12 protein-coding genes are annotated in these 16,184 nt (G+C 73.3%); 4 read left to right on the forward strand and 8 right to left on the reverse strand.

Features of this window, described 5'->3' with window-relative positions; translation table 11 throughout:
• Positions 1–55 precede the first annotated feature (55 nt).
• Positions 56–1,282: a PP2C family protein-serine/threonine phosphatase gene (locus tag ACZ6S8_RS28465; protein WP_469460259.1), complete on the reverse strand. Its 1,227-nt coding sequence runs from the start codon at positions 1,280–1,282 to the stop codon at positions 56–58.
• A 200-nt stretch (positions 1,283–1,482) separates the two neighbouring features.
• Here ACZ6S8_RS28465 and ACZ6S8_RS28470 point away from each other — a divergent pair, with 200 nt between their 5' ends.
• Positions 1,483–1,875, forward strand: coding sequence for a hypothetical protein (locus ACZ6S8_RS28470; protein ID WP_469460260.1), 393 nt, complete (start codon positions 1,483–1,485; stop codon positions 1,873–1,875).
• Between the two features lie 6 nt (positions 1,876–1,881).
• Here the strand turns inward: ACZ6S8_RS28470 and ACZ6S8_RS28475 are convergent, their stop codons facing one another.
• Both ACZ6S8_RS28475 and ACZ6S8_RS28480 read right to left on the reverse strand, forming a co-directional pair.
• Entirely contained in the window at positions 1,882–2,700 is an 819-nt protein-coding gene (locus ACZ6S8_RS28475) for a TetR/AcrR family transcriptional regulator (protein WP_469460261.1), read from the reverse strand.
• Between the two features lie 141 nt (positions 2,701–2,841).
• Positions 2,842–4,527: a ribonuclease J gene (locus ACZ6S8_RS28480; protein WP_469460262.1), complete on the reverse strand. Its 1,686-nt coding sequence runs from the start codon at positions 4,525–4,527 to the stop codon at positions 2,842–2,844.
• A 521-nt stretch (positions 4,528–5,048) separates the two neighbouring features.
• Between ACZ6S8_RS28480 and ACZ6S8_RS28485 the strand changes: the two genes are divergently transcribed.
• Together ACZ6S8_RS28485 and metX are read left to right on the forward strand one after the other, a co-directional pair.
• Positions 5,049–6,410, forward strand: coding sequence for a bifunctional o-acetylhomoserine/o-acetylserine sulfhydrylase (locus ACZ6S8_RS28485; protein ID WP_469460263.1), 1,362 nt, complete (start codon positions 5,049–5,051; stop codon positions 6,408–6,410).
• Complete coding sequence (gene metX, locus ACZ6S8_RS28490; protein ID WP_469460272.1) at positions 6,407–7,600, forward strand: homoserine O-acetyltransferase MetX; 1,194 nt, start codon at positions 6,407–6,409, stop codon at positions 7,598–7,600. Before ACZ6S8_RS28485 ends, metX begins: the two co-directional genes overlap by 4 nt.
• Before the next feature lie 54 nt (positions 7,601–7,654).
• Here metX and ACZ6S8_RS28495 read toward each other — a convergent pair whose 3' ends face one another.
• Positions 7,655–11,056 carry a molybdopterin-dependent oxidoreductase gene (locus tag ACZ6S8_RS28495; RefSeq protein WP_469460264.1) on the reverse strand — a complete coding sequence of 1,134 codons (3,402 nt, stop codon included), beginning with the start codon at positions 11,054–11,056 and terminating at the stop codon, positions 7,655–7,657.
• Between the two features lie 279 nt (positions 11,057–11,335).
• On the reverse strand, positions 11,336–11,959 hold the full coding sequence (locus tag ACZ6S8_RS28500) for a TetR/AcrR family transcriptional regulator (RefSeq protein ID WP_469460265.1): 624 nt from the start codon (positions 11,957–11,959) through the stop codon (positions 11,336–11,338).
• A 104-nt stretch (positions 11,960–12,063) separates the two neighbouring features.
• Between ACZ6S8_RS28500 and ACZ6S8_RS28505 the strand changes: the two genes are divergently transcribed.
• Complete coding sequence (locus ACZ6S8_RS28505; RefSeq protein ID WP_469460266.1) at positions 12,064–13,113, forward strand: aldo/keto reductase; 1,050 nt, start codon at positions 12,064–12,066, stop codon at positions 13,111–13,113.
• A gap of 175 nt (positions 13,114–13,288) precedes the next feature.
• On the opposite strand, the gene ACZ6S8_RS28510 is transcribed toward ACZ6S8_RS28505, so the two are convergent.
• The 3 genes from ACZ6S8_RS28510 to ACZ6S8_RS28520 form a co-directional block, all read right to left on the reverse strand.
• The gene (locus ACZ6S8_RS28510; RefSeq protein WP_469460267.1) at positions 13,289–14,080 is read right to left on the reverse strand and encodes an ABC transporter permease; all 792 of its coding nucleotides are present in this window, start codon (positions 14,078–14,080) and stop codon (positions 13,289–13,291) included.
• Positions 14,077–15,054: an ATP-binding cassette domain-containing protein gene (locus ACZ6S8_RS28515; protein WP_469460268.1), complete on the reverse strand. Its 978-nt coding sequence runs from the start codon at positions 15,052–15,054 to the stop codon at positions 14,077–14,079. Before ACZ6S8_RS28515 ends, ACZ6S8_RS28510 begins: the two co-directional genes overlap by 4 nt.
• 112 nt (positions 15,055–15,166) lie before the next feature.
• The gene (locus ACZ6S8_RS28520; protein WP_469460269.1) at positions 15,167–16,012 is read right to left on the reverse strand and encodes a DUF4097 family beta strand repeat-containing protein; all 846 of its coding nucleotides are present in this window, start codon (positions 16,010–16,012) and stop codon (positions 15,167–15,169) included.
• Positions 16,013–16,184 lie beyond the last annotated feature (172 nt).

The raw sequence follows: 16,184 nt of genomic DNA on the forward strand, positions 1-16,184 counted from the left end.
CGCCCGGGGCGGTCCCCGCGAGTCGGAGCGTGCTGCGGCTGCGCCGCCGGCCCCGTCAGAGCCGGATGACGAGGAGGGCGGTGTCGTCGGTGGCCCCGCCCGGCGGGAGGAGGTCGAGCAGGATCGCGTCGGAGAGGGTTTCGGTGTCGGAGGCCCGGTGGCGGGTGAGGGCGTCGGAGAGGCGGGCGAGGCCGGTGTCGATGTCCTCGTGGCGGCGTTCGACGAGCCCGTCGGTGTAGAGGACCAGGGTGTCGCCCTCGGTGAAGCCGATGGCGGCCTGGGGGCGCGGGACGTGTTCCGGGCGGGCGCCGAGCGGGGGGTCGGTGGCACGGTCGAGGAACTCGACGCCGCCGGAGGTGCGGAGCAGGGCGGGCGGGAGGTGGCCGGCGCTGCTGTAGGTGAGGGTGTGGGTGTCCCAGTCGATGTAGGTCTGGACGGCGGTGGTGTTCTCGGCGCCCTTGACGGAGCGGGCGTACAGGCCGAGGACTTCGAGGGCCTGGGCGGGGCTGTCGGAGACGAGGGAGGCGGCACTGAGGGCGCTGCGGAGCTGGCCCATGATGCCGGCGGCGTGCAGGCCGTGGCCGACGACGTCACCGACTGCCGCCGCGATGCGGTCGCCCGGCAGGTCGACGAGGTCGTACCAGTCGCCGCAGACGTTGAGGGCGCCGACGGCGGGCCGGTAGCGGACGGATGCACGGTGGTGGCCGATGTCGCGCGGGGCGGGCAGCATGGCGTCTTGCAGGGCGAGGGCGACCTTCCGTTCGCGGGCGTGGGCCTGGCGCAGGCGTTCGTTGACCTCCTGCAGTTCGCGGGCGCGGGTGTAGAGCTCTGCTTCCAGGGCCCGGGGGCGGCCGCCGCGGACGGCGTCGCGGGCCGTGATGAGTTCGGTGACCTCTTCCACGCGGTGCACGATCAGGGCTACCCGGCCGTCGGGACCGAGGACCGGGGCGTTGACGGGACTCCAGTACCTCTCCTCCCACTCGCCGGGCCGCCGCGTGGACTCGACGTCGTAGCGCTGCAGGGCCATGCTGTCGCGCTCGCCGGTGGCGAGGACCCGCTGGAGCGAGGCCCCGAGGTTGCGGATGCCGCTGGCGGAGGGATCGTTCGGGTTGTCGGGGAACACGTCGAACAGATAGCGCCCGATCACCTGCTCGCGCGTGCGTCCGGCCACGCGCAGGAACGCCTCGTTCGCGTCCGCGTACACCAGCCCGGAGGTCAGCAGCGCCACCATGCCGGGCAGGCTCTGGAACACGGCCGCGTAGTCGATCTCCGGATCCGTCATGCCCAGCCCGCCTCAGCGCCCGCAGCACCCCCGCGATCTCCACGATAGGCCCCGGCCGGGGTTCGCGCCGCAGCCCGTGGAGCGGCCGGCCGCCGCGGTCCCCGGGTGCCGGGCGGTACGGACCGGCACCGATACTGGCGGGTGTGGCGGGCGGCCGGTCCCGGCGGCCGGCGGGTGCCGATCCGAGGAATGAAGAAGCGATGACCCTGATGGAAGGCCGGCGGGTCCGGCTCGCGAAGGAGACCAGGCTGATCGAAGCACCGGGGGTGGCGGACGATCCGTCGGCGCCGCCGGCCGGCTTCGCCGGGTCCCTGTCGCTCGCGGCGGGCACGGAGGGCACCGTCGAGCGGGTGGTCGAGCACCGGCACCAGAGCGAGGAGGTGCGCGAGTACCAGCGGCTCAAGTCGCTCCTCGACTCCTTCGGCCCCGAGATGCCCGCGGGAAGCAGGCAGCAGCTGGAGGAGAAGGTGGGCGCCCTGGAGCCGGCGTGGACCGCCCATCAGGAACGGGGCCCGCGCGTCACCGTCCGCGTCCGCTTCGACAACGGGTTCATCCTCGACGACGTGGACCAGGGCCTCTTCACGGCCTGCTGACCCGCCTCACGACCGTTCCGCGCGGCCCGCGGTCCGGGAGCGTCGGTCCGGGGCGTCCGGTCCGCCGCCGTGGCGGCCCGACCGGGACGCCACGAGCGCCTCGAACCCGTCCAGCAGGCATCGCAGGCCGAATCCGAAGTGGTCGACGTCGCCCGCGAAGGCGTTCTCGTCGAGGGCCGCCATCCGGGGATACGCGCCGCCGGCCATGGCCCGGGCGAGCACCGGGGTCTGCGCCTGCCAGAACTCCTCCGGACTCATGGCACCGCCGTCCCGGGCCTCGACGGCGTGGACGTGGGTGCGGGCGACGCCGGTGACGTACCCCTCCAGGGTGATGATCACCGACATCAGTTCCTGGTCGCTCAGGCCCTCCATGTCCTGGATGTACTCCAGGGTCCGCTCCAGTGCGCGGACCGCGTGGGGCCCCATCACCGGGCGGGCCTGGTTGACGTGGAGGAGCCAGGGATGGCGGTGGTAGAGGGCCAGGGAGGCGTGGGCGACGGCGTGCAGCGCCTCGCGCCAGGTCCGGGCCTCCTCCAGCGCGCCCTCGCCCTCGGCCTGGACCTGGTCGAGCATCAGGTCCAGGAGCTCGGCCTTGCCCGGGAGGTAGCGGTACAGGGACATCGCGCCGGTGCCGAGCTCGTTGGACACCCGCCGCATCGACACCGCGTCGAGCCCCTCGGCGTCGGCGACGGCCACGGCGGTTGCGACGATCCGCTCCAGCGTGAGGCCCGGCTTCGGGCCGCGGGACGGACGCTCGCCGGTTCCCCACAGCAGTTCGAGACTGCGCGAGACGTCACCGCCGCCGGAGCTCTCGGACATGGTCATGGGTGTGCTCCTCGGATCACGGGCCGGGGCCCTGCCGACAACTGTGTACACCGTACCCTCAAAAGAGTACGGTGTACACAGTGGGCGTCCGGCAGCACGGATCACCCGTCGGCGATCACCTGGTGATCACCCTCTCGACGGTCACGCGTCGATGATCACCGGGATGATGAGGGGCTTGCGGCGGTGCGTGCGGAACGCCCAGTTCGCCACCGCGCGGGCGATGAGCTGTTCCAGCTGGACCGCGTCGCCGACGCCCTCCGATGCCGCAGTGGCCAGGACCTTCTCGATCACCGGGATCACGGGCGCGAAGGTGGTGTCGTCGTGCTCGAACCCGCGGGCCAGGAAGTCGGGGGCCTCGGCAAGGGTTCCGGTGTTGGCGTCGACGATCGCCACCACGGTGACCACGCCCTCCTGCGCCAGCGTCACGCGGTCCTTGAGGGACGCCTCGGTGGCGCCGCCGACCGTCATGCCGTCGACGTAGACGTAGCCGGCGGGAACCTTGCCGGTGATGGAGGCGCGGCCGTCGACGAGGTCGACGACGACGCCGTCCTCGGCGATGACGACCCGGTCGGGGTCGACGCCGGTGCGGATGGCCAGGTCGCCGTTGGCGCGCAGGTGGCGCCACTCGCCGTGCACCGGCATCACGTTGCGGGGCTTGACGATGTTGTAGCAGTACACGAGCTCGCCGGCACTGGCGTGCCCGGAGACGTGCACCTTGGCGTTGCCCTTGTGGACGACGTTCGCGCCCCATCGGGTGAGTCCGTTGATCACCCGGTAGATCGCGTTCTCGTTGCCCGGGATCAGGGAGCTGGCGAGCAGGACGGTGTCGCCCTTGCCGATGCGGATCACGTGGTCGCGGTTGGCCATGCGCGACAGCGCCGCCATCGGCTCGCCCTGGGAGCCGGTGCACACGAGCGCGATCTTGTGGTCGGGGAGCTTCTCCAGCTCCTTCATGTTCACGACCAGGCCGGACGGGACCTTCAGGTAGCCCAGTTCGCGGGCGATGCCCATGTTGCGGACCATCGAACGCCCGACGAAGGCGACCTTGCGGCCGTGCTGGTGGGCTGCGTCCAGGACCTGCTGGATGCGGTGCACGTGGCTGGCGAAGCTGGACACGATCACCCGGCGCGGCGCGGTCCGCAGGACCTGCTCGATCGCCGGGTTGAGCTCGCGCTCCGAGGTGGTGAAGCCCGGGACCTCGGCGTTGGTGGAGTCGGTGAGGAAGAGGTCGACGCCCTCCTCGCCGAGCCGCGCGAAGGCGCGGAGGTCGGTGATGCGCTCGTCCAGGGGGAACTGGTCCATCTTGAAGTCGCCCGTATGCAGCACCATTCCGGCACCGGTGCGGATGGCGACCGCGAGGCCGTCCGGGATGGAGTGGTTGACCGCCACGAACTCGCAGTTGAAGGGGCCGAAGCCGCGCCGGTCGCCCTCGCGGACCCGTACGGTGCGGGGCCGGATGCCGTGCTCCTTGAGCTTGGCCTCCAGGAACGCCAGCGTCAGCTTCGAGCCGACCACCGGGATGTCCGCCCGCTCGCGGAGCAGGTACGGCACTCCCCCGATGTGGTCCTCGTGTCCGTGGGTCAGCACCACGGCGACGATGTCGTCCAGCCGGTCCCGGATCGATGTGAAGTCCGGGAGGATGACGTCGACCCCCGGCTGGTGCTCCTCGGGGAACAGCACGCCGCAGTCGACGATGAGCAGCTTGCCTGCGTATTCGAAGACCGTCATGTTACGGCCGATTTCGCCCAGACCGCCCAGGGCGATGACTCTCAGCCCGTTTGCCGGCAGCGGCGGGGCGGTTTTCAGTTCGGGATGCGGATGACTCATGCCCTGACGTTATAGGAGGTGGCTGGTGAGGCGATCCTTTGACCGCTCCACCGGCCGGTGTGTGGTGTGCCCGCGGTCCGCCGGGGCCGTCCGGCGGGGCGCGCGACGGGGGCGCTCGGGGCCGCGGAGCGCGCCGGGGCGACGGGAAACGCGGTGCGGCCGCGAGGAATCCCGCGCGGGGTTGCGGAAGGCGCTGGTGCGTGCCCTCCGGCTGTGGTTATCTGGGGCCCATGACCGTACTCGTGACCCGTCGCCACGTTGACTACGTGCGTGTCACGACCACGGGCTGTCCGGCCGCCTGCTGATACGGCGCCGCAGCCCCCGGGTCGTTCCCCCTCCGTTTCCGTCGCTCCGTACCGCCCGTCCGCGGGCACGGCGCGCGGCAACGCGGTGACCCCTCCCGCGCCACAGCCCCCTTCCGCGTACGAGCCCGAGGCTCCGTGCGCCTTCTTCCCGTACCCCGCTGTTCCCGCCGGGCCCCACCGTGCCCGCCCGGCACCGCACGTGAACCGAGGAGAACCATGAGCCAGCCGATCGACGCCGTCACCGCCGGGCACACTCCCGAGGACGAGTCCGCCGGGCCCGACACCTCCGCCTGGTCGTTCGAGACCAAGCAGCTCCACGCGGGCGCCGCACCGGACCCGACCACCGGCGCCCGGGCGGTCCCGATCTACCAGACGACCTCGTTCGTCTTCCGCGACACCCAGCACGCGGCCGACCTCTTCTCGCTCGCCGAGCCCGGGAACATCTACACCCGCATCCACAACCCCACCCAGGACGTGTTCGAGCAGCGGATCGCCGCCCTCGAAGGCGGCGTGGCCGCCGTGGCCCTCTCCTCCGGGCAGGCCGCAGAGGCCCTCGCCATCCTGAACCTGGCGCGCTCCGGAGACCACATCGTCTCCAGCGCGTCCCTCTACGGCGGTACGTACAACCTGTTCCGGCACACCCTCCCGAAGTTCGGCATCGAGGTGTCCTTCGTCGAGGACCCGGACGACCTCGACGCCTGGCGGGCCGCCGTACGGCCCGAGACCAAGGCCCTGTTCGCGGAGACCCTCGGCAATCCGCGGGGCAACGTGCTCGACGTGCGGGCCGTCGCCGACGTCGCCCACGAGGCCGGGCTCCCGCTCATCGTCGACAACACCGTTCCGACGCCCTTCCTCCTGCGCCCCATCGAGCACGGCGCCGACGTCGTGGTCCACTCGGCGACGAAGTTCCTCGGCGGCCACGGCACCACCATCGGCGGAGTCGTCGTCGACGCCGGCACGTTCGACTTCGGCGCGCACCCCGAGCGCTTCCCGGAGTTCAGCGAGCCGGACCCCAGCTACCACGGCCTGCGGTACTGGGAGGCGCTGGGCCCCGGTGCGTACGCCGTGAAGCTGCGCGTACAGCTGCTGCGGGACCTCGGTCCGGCGATCGCGCCGCACTCGGCCTTCCTGCTCCTGCAGGGCGTCGAGACCCTGAGCCTGCGCCTGGAGCGCCACACGTCCAACGCCCAGGCGCTGGCGGAATGGCTGGAGCAGCGCGACGAGGTGTCGGCCGTCCACTACCCCGGGCTGGTCTCCAACCGCTGGTACGAGGCCGGGCGCCGTTACCTCCCGCGCGGCGCCGGGGCCGTGCTGGCCTTCGAGCTGAGGGGCGGCGTCGAGGCGGGCAAGCGCTTCGTGGACGGCGTCGAGCTGTTCAGCCACCTCGCCAACATCGGCGACGTCCGCAGCCTGATCATCCACCCCGCCTCCACCACCCACAGCCAGCTCGACGACGCGCAGCTCGCCGCCACCGGCACCTCCCCGGGACTGGTGCGCCTGTCGGTCGGCATCGAGAACCTGGCCGACCTCAAGGCGGACCTGGAGGCCGGCTTCCGGGCCGCGAAGGGGGCGTCCTGAATCCCGCCGGGGCGGCCGCGCCGGCACCGGGTCCCCCTCCCGCCACCGGTGCGTGGCGGGAGGGGGACCCGCCGGGCCGCCGGCAGTGGCACCGGCCGGCCGGGCCGCTGCCGTTGGAGGGCGGCGGTGAACTCCCGCAGGTGACCCTGGCGTTCGAGACGTGGGGGCGCCTCGCGGCCGACGGCTCGAACGCGGTCCTCGTCCTGCACGCGCTCACCGGTGACAGCCACGTCGCCGGCCCGGCCGGGCCCGGTCATCCGACGCCCGGCTGGTGGGAGGCGCTGGTCGGGCCTGGCCGGGCGCTCGACACGGACCGCTGGTTCGTGGTGGCGCCGAACGTGCTGGGGGGCTGTCAGGGGAGCACCGGGCCGGCCTCGCTCCGCCCCGACGGCCGGCGCTGGGCCGGTTCCTTCCCGCGGCTGACCCAGCGCGACCAGGTGCTCGCGGAGGCCGGGCTCGCCGACGCGCTGGGCGTCGAGCGCTGGGCGCTCGTGGTGGGCGGCTCCATGGGCGGGATGCGGGCGCTGGAGTGGGCCGTGTCCCGTCCGCGGCGTGTGGCGGCGCTGCTGCTGCTGGCCTGCCCGGCGGTGGCGAGCGCCGACCAGATCGCCTGGGCGACCGCCCAGGTCCACGCGATCCGCGCCGACCCCCACTGGCGGGGCGGCGACTACCACGACGCCGTTCCGGGCCGGGGGCCGCACGCGGGCCTCGGCGTCGCCCGGCGCATCGCCCACGTCACCTACCGCGGCGCCCACGAGCTGGAGGCCCGCTTCGGCAACCGTCCGCAGGACGGGGAGGACCCCCGGCTCGGCGGCCGCTACCAGGTCGAGTCCTATCTCGACCACCAGGCCGCCAAGTTGGTGCGGCGCTTCGACGCGGCGAGCTACGTCGTGCTGGCCGAGGCGATGAACGCCCACGACGTCGGCCGCGGGCGGGGCGGGATCCGCGCCGCCCTCGGGCGGGTCACCGCGCGGACCCTGGTGGCGGGCGTCGACTCCGACCGGCTCTACCCGCTGCGGCAGCAGGTGGAGCTGGCCGCGGGGATCCCGTCGGCCGACGGGGTCCGGGTGCTCGGTTCGCCTTGGGGGCACGACGGGTTCCTCATCGAGACGGGGCAGGTGGCCGCCCTCGTACGGGAGCTCCTGGACGAGGTGCGGGACGTGAGCGGCGTCGCCGCCGGGCTCGGCTGAGGCACCTCCCCGGGCCCTCCGGTACCGCCCCGTGCGGGGCCGCCCGGGAGGGCTTCAGGCGTCGAGGGTGACGTCTCCCGCGGGGATCGACTGGCAGGTGAGGCATTCGCCCTCGGGCAGGTCCTCGGAGGGCTGCACCAGGTGGGTGACGGCTCCTTCCAGGACGGGGGTGGCGCAGCTTTCGCACTGACCGACGCGGCAGCCGCTGCGCGGCGTCAGGCCGGCCTTCTCGGCGAGGGCGAGGAGGGTTCCGTCCTGCTTCGTCCAGGTGGCCTCCGTGCCGGAGCGCCGGAACCGGACGGTGTAGGCGGCGTCGTCGGGTACGGCGACCTTCCTGACGGCGGGACGGAACCTCTCGCTGAAGATCTCGAACCGCGGGACGCCCCGCCGCCGCAGCCCTTCGGTGAGGGCGTCCGTCATCGCGGCGGGCCCGCAGAGGTAGAAGCGGGCCCGGTCCCGGATGAGGGCGGCGTCGATGTGGTCGGCCGTGACGTACCCGGCGACGTCGTGGTCCCGGCCCACGACGTCCGCCGCGCCGGGACGGGCGTAGTGCGTGACCAGGCGCAGGGCCGGGATCCGGCGCCGGAGTTCCCGCAGGCGGGCGCGGTAGGGGTGGTCGCCGGAGTGGGCGACGCCGTAGTGCAGGACGACTTCGGGGACGGTGCCGCCGGTGGCGGCGAGGGTTTCGAGGTAGCTCAGGAACGGGGTGATGCCGATGCCGCCGGCGAGGAGGACGACGGGCCGGTCCGTGTCGGTGGGCAGGGCGAAGACGCCGTCCGGGGCGGCGAGGTGGAGGCGGTCACCGACGCCGAGGCGCTGGTGGACGTACGTGGAGAAGGCGCCGTCGGGGACGTGCCGGATGCCCAGGTGGTACGCCGTGCGGCCGGCGTGGACGGCCGGGCCGGTGAGCGAGTAGGAGCGGGCTTCCGGCCCGGTGGTCCCGTCGGGGCCGGCCCCGTCGTCGGCGCGGACGGTGAGGTGCTGGCCGGGCCGGTAGTCGGGCAGGGGGCCGCCGTCGGCCGGGGTGAGCGCGAGGGTGCGTACGCCGGCGCCTTCCGACGCGACGGCCGTGACGGTGAAGGGGCGGGTGCCGGTCCAGCCCGGGTCCGTGCCCGAGGGCAGCGGCCGGATCTCGCAGACCGACGAGCGCAGGGGCACGGAGCCGCTGATGGGGTCGGTGACGGTGTGGTCGACGAGGCCGTTGATGTTGCTGCCGCGCGAGCCGAGCGGGTCGGCGCCGGGGAGGGCGAGGTCGGGGGCGGCCTGCCACCAGCCGTACTCCGCGACGACGACGGCCGGGTGCAGGGAGGCGTCGAAGCGGGCCCGCATCCGGATGCTGCCGCGCGCCGTGGCCAGCTGCACCCACTGGCCCTCGGCGATGCCGCGGAGCTCCGCCGCCCGCGGGCTCATGTCGACGGCGGGTTCCGGGGAACGGCGGCGCAGGGAGGTGATCGAACGCTGCTGGCTGTGGACGAAGTAGCCGCTCTTCGCGCTGGTCAGGACGAGGGGGAAGGCGGTCGTGGTCGGAGCCGGCTCGACGTGGACGGGCAGCGGCGGGTAGCCGTGGGCGGCGAGGCGTCCCGAGTACAGCTCGACCCTGCGGGTGGGGGTGTCGAAGCCCCGTACGGTCCCGTCGGGCCTCTGGGCGGCGTAGGCGCGGTGGGTGACGGGCTGTTCGACGCGGATGCCGCCGGGGCTCTCGCGCAGGTCGTCGGTGGTCAGGCCGAGCGGCTGGAGCTGGTGGTTCCAGGCGGCTTCGATGTCGCCGTCGAAGAACAGCTCTCCCATGCCGAGGCGGCGGGCGAGGTCGAAGACGATCTCCTGGTCGGAGCGCGCCTCGCCCTGGGGCTCGACCATCCTCTGGCGGAGCTGGACGTGTTCCTGGGCCCGCCTGCTGATGTCGAAGCCGAAGCGCAGGGCCTCGTGCTCCCAGGCGCTGCTGACCGGCAGGACGATGTCCGCGGTGGCGCTGGTGGGCGTGTGGAACATGTCGAGGTGGACCTGGAACTCCAGCTGTTCGAGGGCCTCGGCGGTGAGGTCGGAGCCGGGCTGGGCCATGACCAGGTTCGACCCGAAGCCGATCAGGGCCCGGATCCGGTAGGGCCGGCCGGTCGTGATCGCGGTGCGCAGGTCGCCCGCGTTGATCCAGCCCCCGGCGGGCGGGCCGAGGGGGTGCTTGTCGATGCCGAGGGCCTTGGCCCGCTGCTCCGGGGCGAGCTGTCCGGGGTGGGTCGCCGGGTTGTACGGGGGCAGGGGGACCTCGGCGTTGCCGCCGGGCGTGTCGTAGGAGCCGGTGAGGGCGTACAGGGTGGAGAGGGCGCGGTCGATCTGGCTGGCGTTCGCGTGCTGTCCGACGCCGGTCCAGCCGTAGTAGGCGACGGTCTTCGCGCCGGCGATCAGGTCGGCGAGGGCGCGGACCTCGCGCTCGGGGATCCAGGTGGCGCGGGCGACCCGGTCGGCGGGCCACTGCGCGCACGCCTCGGCGTACAGCTGGAAGGCGGGGACGCAGGTGACGGGTCCGGCCGGGGTGTCCACCCGGTACGTGCCGCGGAGGGCGAAGCGTTCCGGCCGGTCCGCGGCACGGCTCGTGTCGTGGACGGCGGGGGCCTGCGCCTCCGCGTCCCAGACGGCGAACCCCTGCGCACCGGTTTCGAGGTCGGCGGCCGCCAGGAAGTCCCCGGTGTCGGAGCGGACCAGGAGCGGGGCGTTGGTCCAGGCGCGGACGAAGCCGTCGTCGTAGGCGCAGCGCTCGATGAGGAGGTTCGCCAGGCCGAGGGCGAGGGCGGCGTCGGCGCCGGGGCGCATGCGCAGCCAGGCGTCGGCCCGCAGGGCGCTGGTGGAGCGGCGGGGGTCGATCACGGCGAGTTTCGCGCCGGCGGCGGTGGCGGCTCCCAGGGCGGCGGACTGCGACAGCCACGTCTTGGCCGGGTTGAACCCCCACAGGACGACCAGGTCCGCGTGGGCGTAGTCCGGGGGCGGGAGGGGTGCGCCGAAGGTGAAGAGGTGGGCGCCGTCCTTGTGCCAGTTGCAGATCTCGGTGCTGTAGACGGTGTTCGGGGAACCGAAGGAGCGGACGAACCGCTCCAGCCACTCGATGGAGTCCGAGATGGCCGACGCGCTCGGGGAGGCGATGCCGAAGGCGACCGCCTCCGGTCCGCTCTCGGCTGCGATGGAGGCCATCCGGCCGGCGATCTCGGTCATGGCCTCGTCCCAGCCGATGGGCACCCAGCCGGGGTCGGGGTCCGTCTTCGGGCGGGTGCGGCGCAGGGGCGTCGTCAGGCGGCCGGCGGAGTGGGCGATCTCCGGCGCGGCCCGGCCCTTGGGGCACATCGCCGCCCCGGTGGGATGCGCGGGGTCGGGGCGGACGCCGGTCAGCCGGCCGTTCTCGACGGTGTACACCGCGCCGCACTTCGACTTGCACAGGGTGCAGAACCCCTGCTTCTCCTCGATCGCCACCACAACCTCCACCCAGCGGGTCCGGTGCCGCGCGAAGGCCCGGGGGCGGTGCGCGTCGTACGGGCGCTCGCCCTCCCGCTCGGGCGGGGCGCCCCGGCCCGTTCGCCGGAGGCTTCCGGGGGCGGGCCCGCTCTCCATGGGACACCCGGCCCGCGGTCCGCGGGCCCGCCGAAAGCCCTCGAACCCGATGCGAACGTCCCGAGGATCCGCCGCGGCGCCGGGAGGGCGGCCCCGGCGGTACTGCCGGGGCGCGGCGGGTTCCGTACCGGCGCCGGGTACCTATCCGCCCCGTACGTACGCTCCCGCGCGCGCGGCGGCGGTGGCGGCTGCCGCCGCGCGGTCGGCGGCGGCCTCGTCGAGCGGGAGGGCGGTGGTCAGGAGGCGGTAGTAGAGCGGGGCGGACGCAGCCCGGACCACCTCGTGCGGGTCGGTGCCCTCGGGGGCCTCGCCGCGGGCGACGGCGCCTTCGACGCACGGCGCCCATTCCTCGACGCGGACGGCGTAGAACCCGTGCAGCGCCTCCGCCGTCCCCGGGTCGCCGGCGGCGGCCGCGATCACGGCCTTGAACAGGGGGCCCTGCCGGGGGTCGGCCAGCGTGCGCTGCACCAGCCGGGCGTTGGCGGTCAGGTCGCCGAGCAGCGAGCCCGTCTCCGTGCGCGGTACGGACTGCAGGGCCATGTCCTGCAGCAGGTCGGTGACGAGCCCGGCGACGGTCCCCCAGCGGCGGTAGACCGTCGTCTTCCCGACCTCGGCGCGGCGCGCGATGTCGGCGAGGTCGAGGTGGGCGAACCCCTGCTCGGCGAGGACGTCTCCGGCGGCCCGGAGCACGGCCGCCCGGACCCGGGCCGTGCGCCCTCCGGGCCGTGCGGTGCCCGGTTCGGACTCGACTCCTTCGAACTCCATAACGGGACTCCAGTTCCTTTAAGCCTCGGACCTTGATACGCTGGCGCCATCTTAACGGAACCACAGCCCCGTTAGCCCGGGTGCTGTGCGAGAGGGGATGCGTCATGGAGTACAGGCGGCTGGGTGCGTCGGGTCTGCAGGTCCCGGCCCTGAGTTTCGGCGCGGGCACCTTCGGCGGACAGGGTCCGCTCTTCGGCGCCTGGGGCACCACGGGAGTACAGGAGGCGCGGCGCCTCGTGGACATCTGCATCGACGCCGGGATCACGATGTTCGACACCGCCGACGTCTACTCCGCCGGCGCGTCGGAGGAGGTGCTGGGCGCGGCGCTCAAGGGCCGCCGTGATCAGGTGCTCGTCTCCACCAAGGCCGGTCTGCCCCTCGGCGACGGACCCGGTGACGCGGGGTCCTCCCGGTCGCGCCTCATCTCGTCCGTCGACGACGCGCTCCGCCGGCTCGACACGGATCACATCGACCTCTTCCAGCTGCACGCCTTCGATGCCGGCACGCCCGTCGAGGAGGTCCTGTCCACCCTGGACGACCTCGTCAGGGCCGGAAAGATCCGCTACCTCGGGATCTCCAACTTCTCCGGATGGCAGGCGATGAAGTCCCTCGCGGCAGCCGACCTGCACGGCCGCCGGCGCTATGTCGCGCACCAGGTCCACTACTCCCTCGTCGGGCGCGACTACGAGTGGGAGCTGATGCCCCTGGGGCTCGACCAGGGGCTGGGCGCGATCGTCTGGAGCCCGCTCGGCTGGGGCCGGCTCACGGGCAGGATCCGCCGGGGCCGTCCGCTGCCCGCGGGCAGCAGGCTCCACGACACCGCGGACTTCGGCCCGCCGGTCGAGGACGAGTACCTCTACCGCGTGGTCGACGCCCTCGACGAGATCGCGCAGGAGACGGGCAGGGCGATCCCGCAGATCGCCCTGCGGTGGCTGCTGCAGCGGCCGACCGTGTCCTCCGTCATCATCGGCGCCCGCAACGAGGAGCAGCTCCGCCAGAACCTCGGCGCGGTGGGCTGGACGCTCACCCCCGAACAGATGGCGAGGCTCGACGCGGCCAGCAGCCGGACCGCCCCCTACCCGTACTTCCCGTACTACCGCCAGGAGGGCTTCGCCCGGCTCAACCCTCCGGCGGTCCCGACGATCGGTCGGTGACCGTCACCGCGTGCGAGCCTGCCGCCGGCGGGCAGCACGCCGGCGGATCGGTCCCACGGGCAGCGCCGACGGGCGGCGCACCCCGACGCGCTGCCGGGGTGCGCCGCCCTCGGGCGGGGCGCGTACCGCGGGAGGCGGTTCGCGCGGCGGTCGCGGGCTACACGGTGGCCGCGGGCTACGCGGGGTCGCGGTCGAAGACCGACCGGGACCAGAAGTAGCCGAGTGCGGAGAGGGCCAGGCACCAGGCGACCGCGAGCCACCCGTTGTGGCCGATCTCGGTGCCGAGGAGCAGGCCCCGGAGGGTTTCGATGGCGGGGGTGAAGGGCTGGTACTCGGCGACCGGCTGGAACCAGCCCGGCATCGCGTCGATCGGTACGAAGGCGCTGGAGATGAGCGGCAGGACGATCAGCGGCAGCGCGTTGTTGCTGGCCGCCTCGGCATTCGGGCTGACCATGCCCATCCCGACGGCGATCCAGGTGAGCGCGAAGGCGACGAGTGCCAGCAGCCCCAACGCCGCCAGCCACTCCAGGGGCGTGGCGTCCGTGGACCGGAAGCCGATGGCCACCGCGACGAGGCCGACGAGGACCACGCTCATGACCGACTGGAGCACGCTGCCGACGACGTGCCCGATGAGCACGGACCCGCGGTGGATCGCCATCGTGCGGAAGCGGGCGATGATCCCCTCGGTCATGTCGTTGGAGACGGACACCGCGGTCCCGACGACGGTGCCCCCGATGGTCATCAGCACGATGCCCGGAACGACGTACGCGATGTACCGGGAGCGGTCGGCTCCTCCCCCGCCGATTCCCGCGCTCATCACGTCGCCGAAGACGTAGACGAAGAGCAGCAGCAGGACGATCGGGGTGAGCAGGAGGTTCAGGGTGAGGGACGGATAGCGCCGCGCGTGCAGGAGGTTGCGGCGCAGCATCGTGGACGAATCGCGGACGGCGAGGGACAGGGAGCTCATCGGAGGTCCTCCTTGCACTGGTCGGTGGCGGCGGTGAGGGCGAAGAACACGTCGTCGAGGTCGGGGGTGTGGACGGTCAGCTCGTCGGCCTCGATGCCGGCGGAGTCCAGCCGGTCGAGGACGGCGCGCAGGGCGCGCTGGCTGCCGTCGCTGGGGATCTGCAGGGCCAGCGCCTCGTCGTCCCCGGTGACGTCGTCGAGGGCACGGGCGGCGGCGCGGTACGCGGCCGGGTCGGCGAAGCGGAGCCGTACGTGTCCGCCGGGGACCAGCCGCTTCAGTTCTTCCGCGGTGCCCTCGGCGGCGATCCTGCCGTCGTGGAGGACGGCGATGCGGTCGGCGAGCTCGTCCGCCTCCTCCAGGTACTGGGTGGTGAGGAAGACGGTGACGCCGCCGGTGACCAGCTCGCGGATGATCTGCCACATGGTGTGGCGGGAGCGCGGGTCGAGGCCGGTGGTCGGCTCGTCGAGGAAGATGATGCGCGGGTCGCCGACCAGGGTCATCGCGATGTCCAGGCGGCGCTTCATGCCGCCGGAGTAGGTGGAGGCCGGCTTCTTCGCCGCCTCGACCAGGTCGAACCGCTCCAGCAACTCGGCGGCGGTGCGCCTGCCCTCGCTCTTCGACAGATGGTGCAGGTCGGCCATCAGGAGCATGTTCTCCTCGCCGGTGATCAGGCCGTCGACGGCGGAGAACTGACCGGTCACGCCGATGGCGCCGCGCACCGCCTGCGCATCGGCGGCGACGTCGTGGCCGGCGACCCGGGCCTGTCCGCCGTCGGCGGAGACGAGCGTGGACAGGATCTTCACGACGGTGGTCTTGCCCGCGCCGTTCGGCCCGAGCAGCGCGAACACGGACCCCGTCGGGATCTGCAGGTCGATGCCGTCGAGCACGGTCTTGTCGCCGTACGACTTGCGCAGTCCGACGGCGGATACGGCCGCGGGCGAGGACGCGTCGCCGGCATTCCTGGGAGTGGGCATGGGCATGGGCATGACAGACGAAGGCACGGAGCCCTCCGTTCGGAGGTGGAAGGGACTGCGGGGCACGAGCGGGGTACGGACGGGGCCGGGCGAGTACGGACGGGCCGGGTGATCAGACCCGGGCGCGGCGGACGTCGATGTTGCCGTAGCGGGTCCGGGCACGGACCTCGACGGTGTCGTCGGTCTGCTCCGGGCTGTCGGAGGCGGTGAGCGTGTTGCGCACCTGCCCGTGGGCGGAGGTGACGTCGAGCCAGGCGGCTGTGCCCTCGCGGATCCCCACCTCGATGGCCCCGTACGAGGTCTCCAACTGGACGGTGCCGCGCGCGACTTCGGCGACGCGCAGGGTGCCGTGGGCGGTGGTGGCGGCGACCGATCCTTCGGCGCGGGTGATGTCGATGTCCCCGTTGGCTCCGCTCACCCGCAGGTCGCCGGTCGCGGCGCCGACGGTCGTGGTGCCGTGCGAGTTCTTCAGGACGGCGGAACCGTCGACGTAGCCGATGCGCAGGCTGCCGGAGCTGGTGCCGATCTCGGCCGCGCCCTCGATCCGGTCGACCGTGATCGAGCCGTGGGAGGCGGTCAGGTGGAGCGGCCCGGTCGTGTCGAGGCGCACGTCACCGGACGAGGTCTTCACGCGGACCTCGCCGAGCCGGCCCTCACCGAGCACCTGGGCCCAGGCGCCGGTCATGTCGACGCGGGAGCCCGTCGGCAGTTCGACGGTCACGTCGACGGTGCCGGTGCGTCCGAGGAAGTAGCGCTGCTTGGGCGTCCTGACGGTCAGGACGCCGTTGGCGTACGTGACGTCGGTCTGGTCGGCCGACCGCACGTCCTGGTCCCGCTTCGGGTCGCGGGGCCGTACCTCGACGACCGTGTCGAGGCGGTCGCCCGCGGAGAACCGGATGGAGCCGGCGTCCACGTGGGCGATGGCAGAAATCGGTTCGGGAGTGTCGAAAGAAGGCATGGCTGTACCGTCCTCGTGAGTCCTCGGGGTTTCCCCGCCGGCGGGACGCGGTCGGGGTGAAGTGGATCGGGCGGGCGGGCCAGGGGGTGTCGTCGAAGTCGTTTCGTACGCCCGGAGGGCGGGCCGTGCGGTGTCCGGTGCGTGCGCTCGCAAGGCGGAGGGTCGCCCGTGT

The organism is Streptomyces sp. NPDC048461, assembly GCF_055587105.1.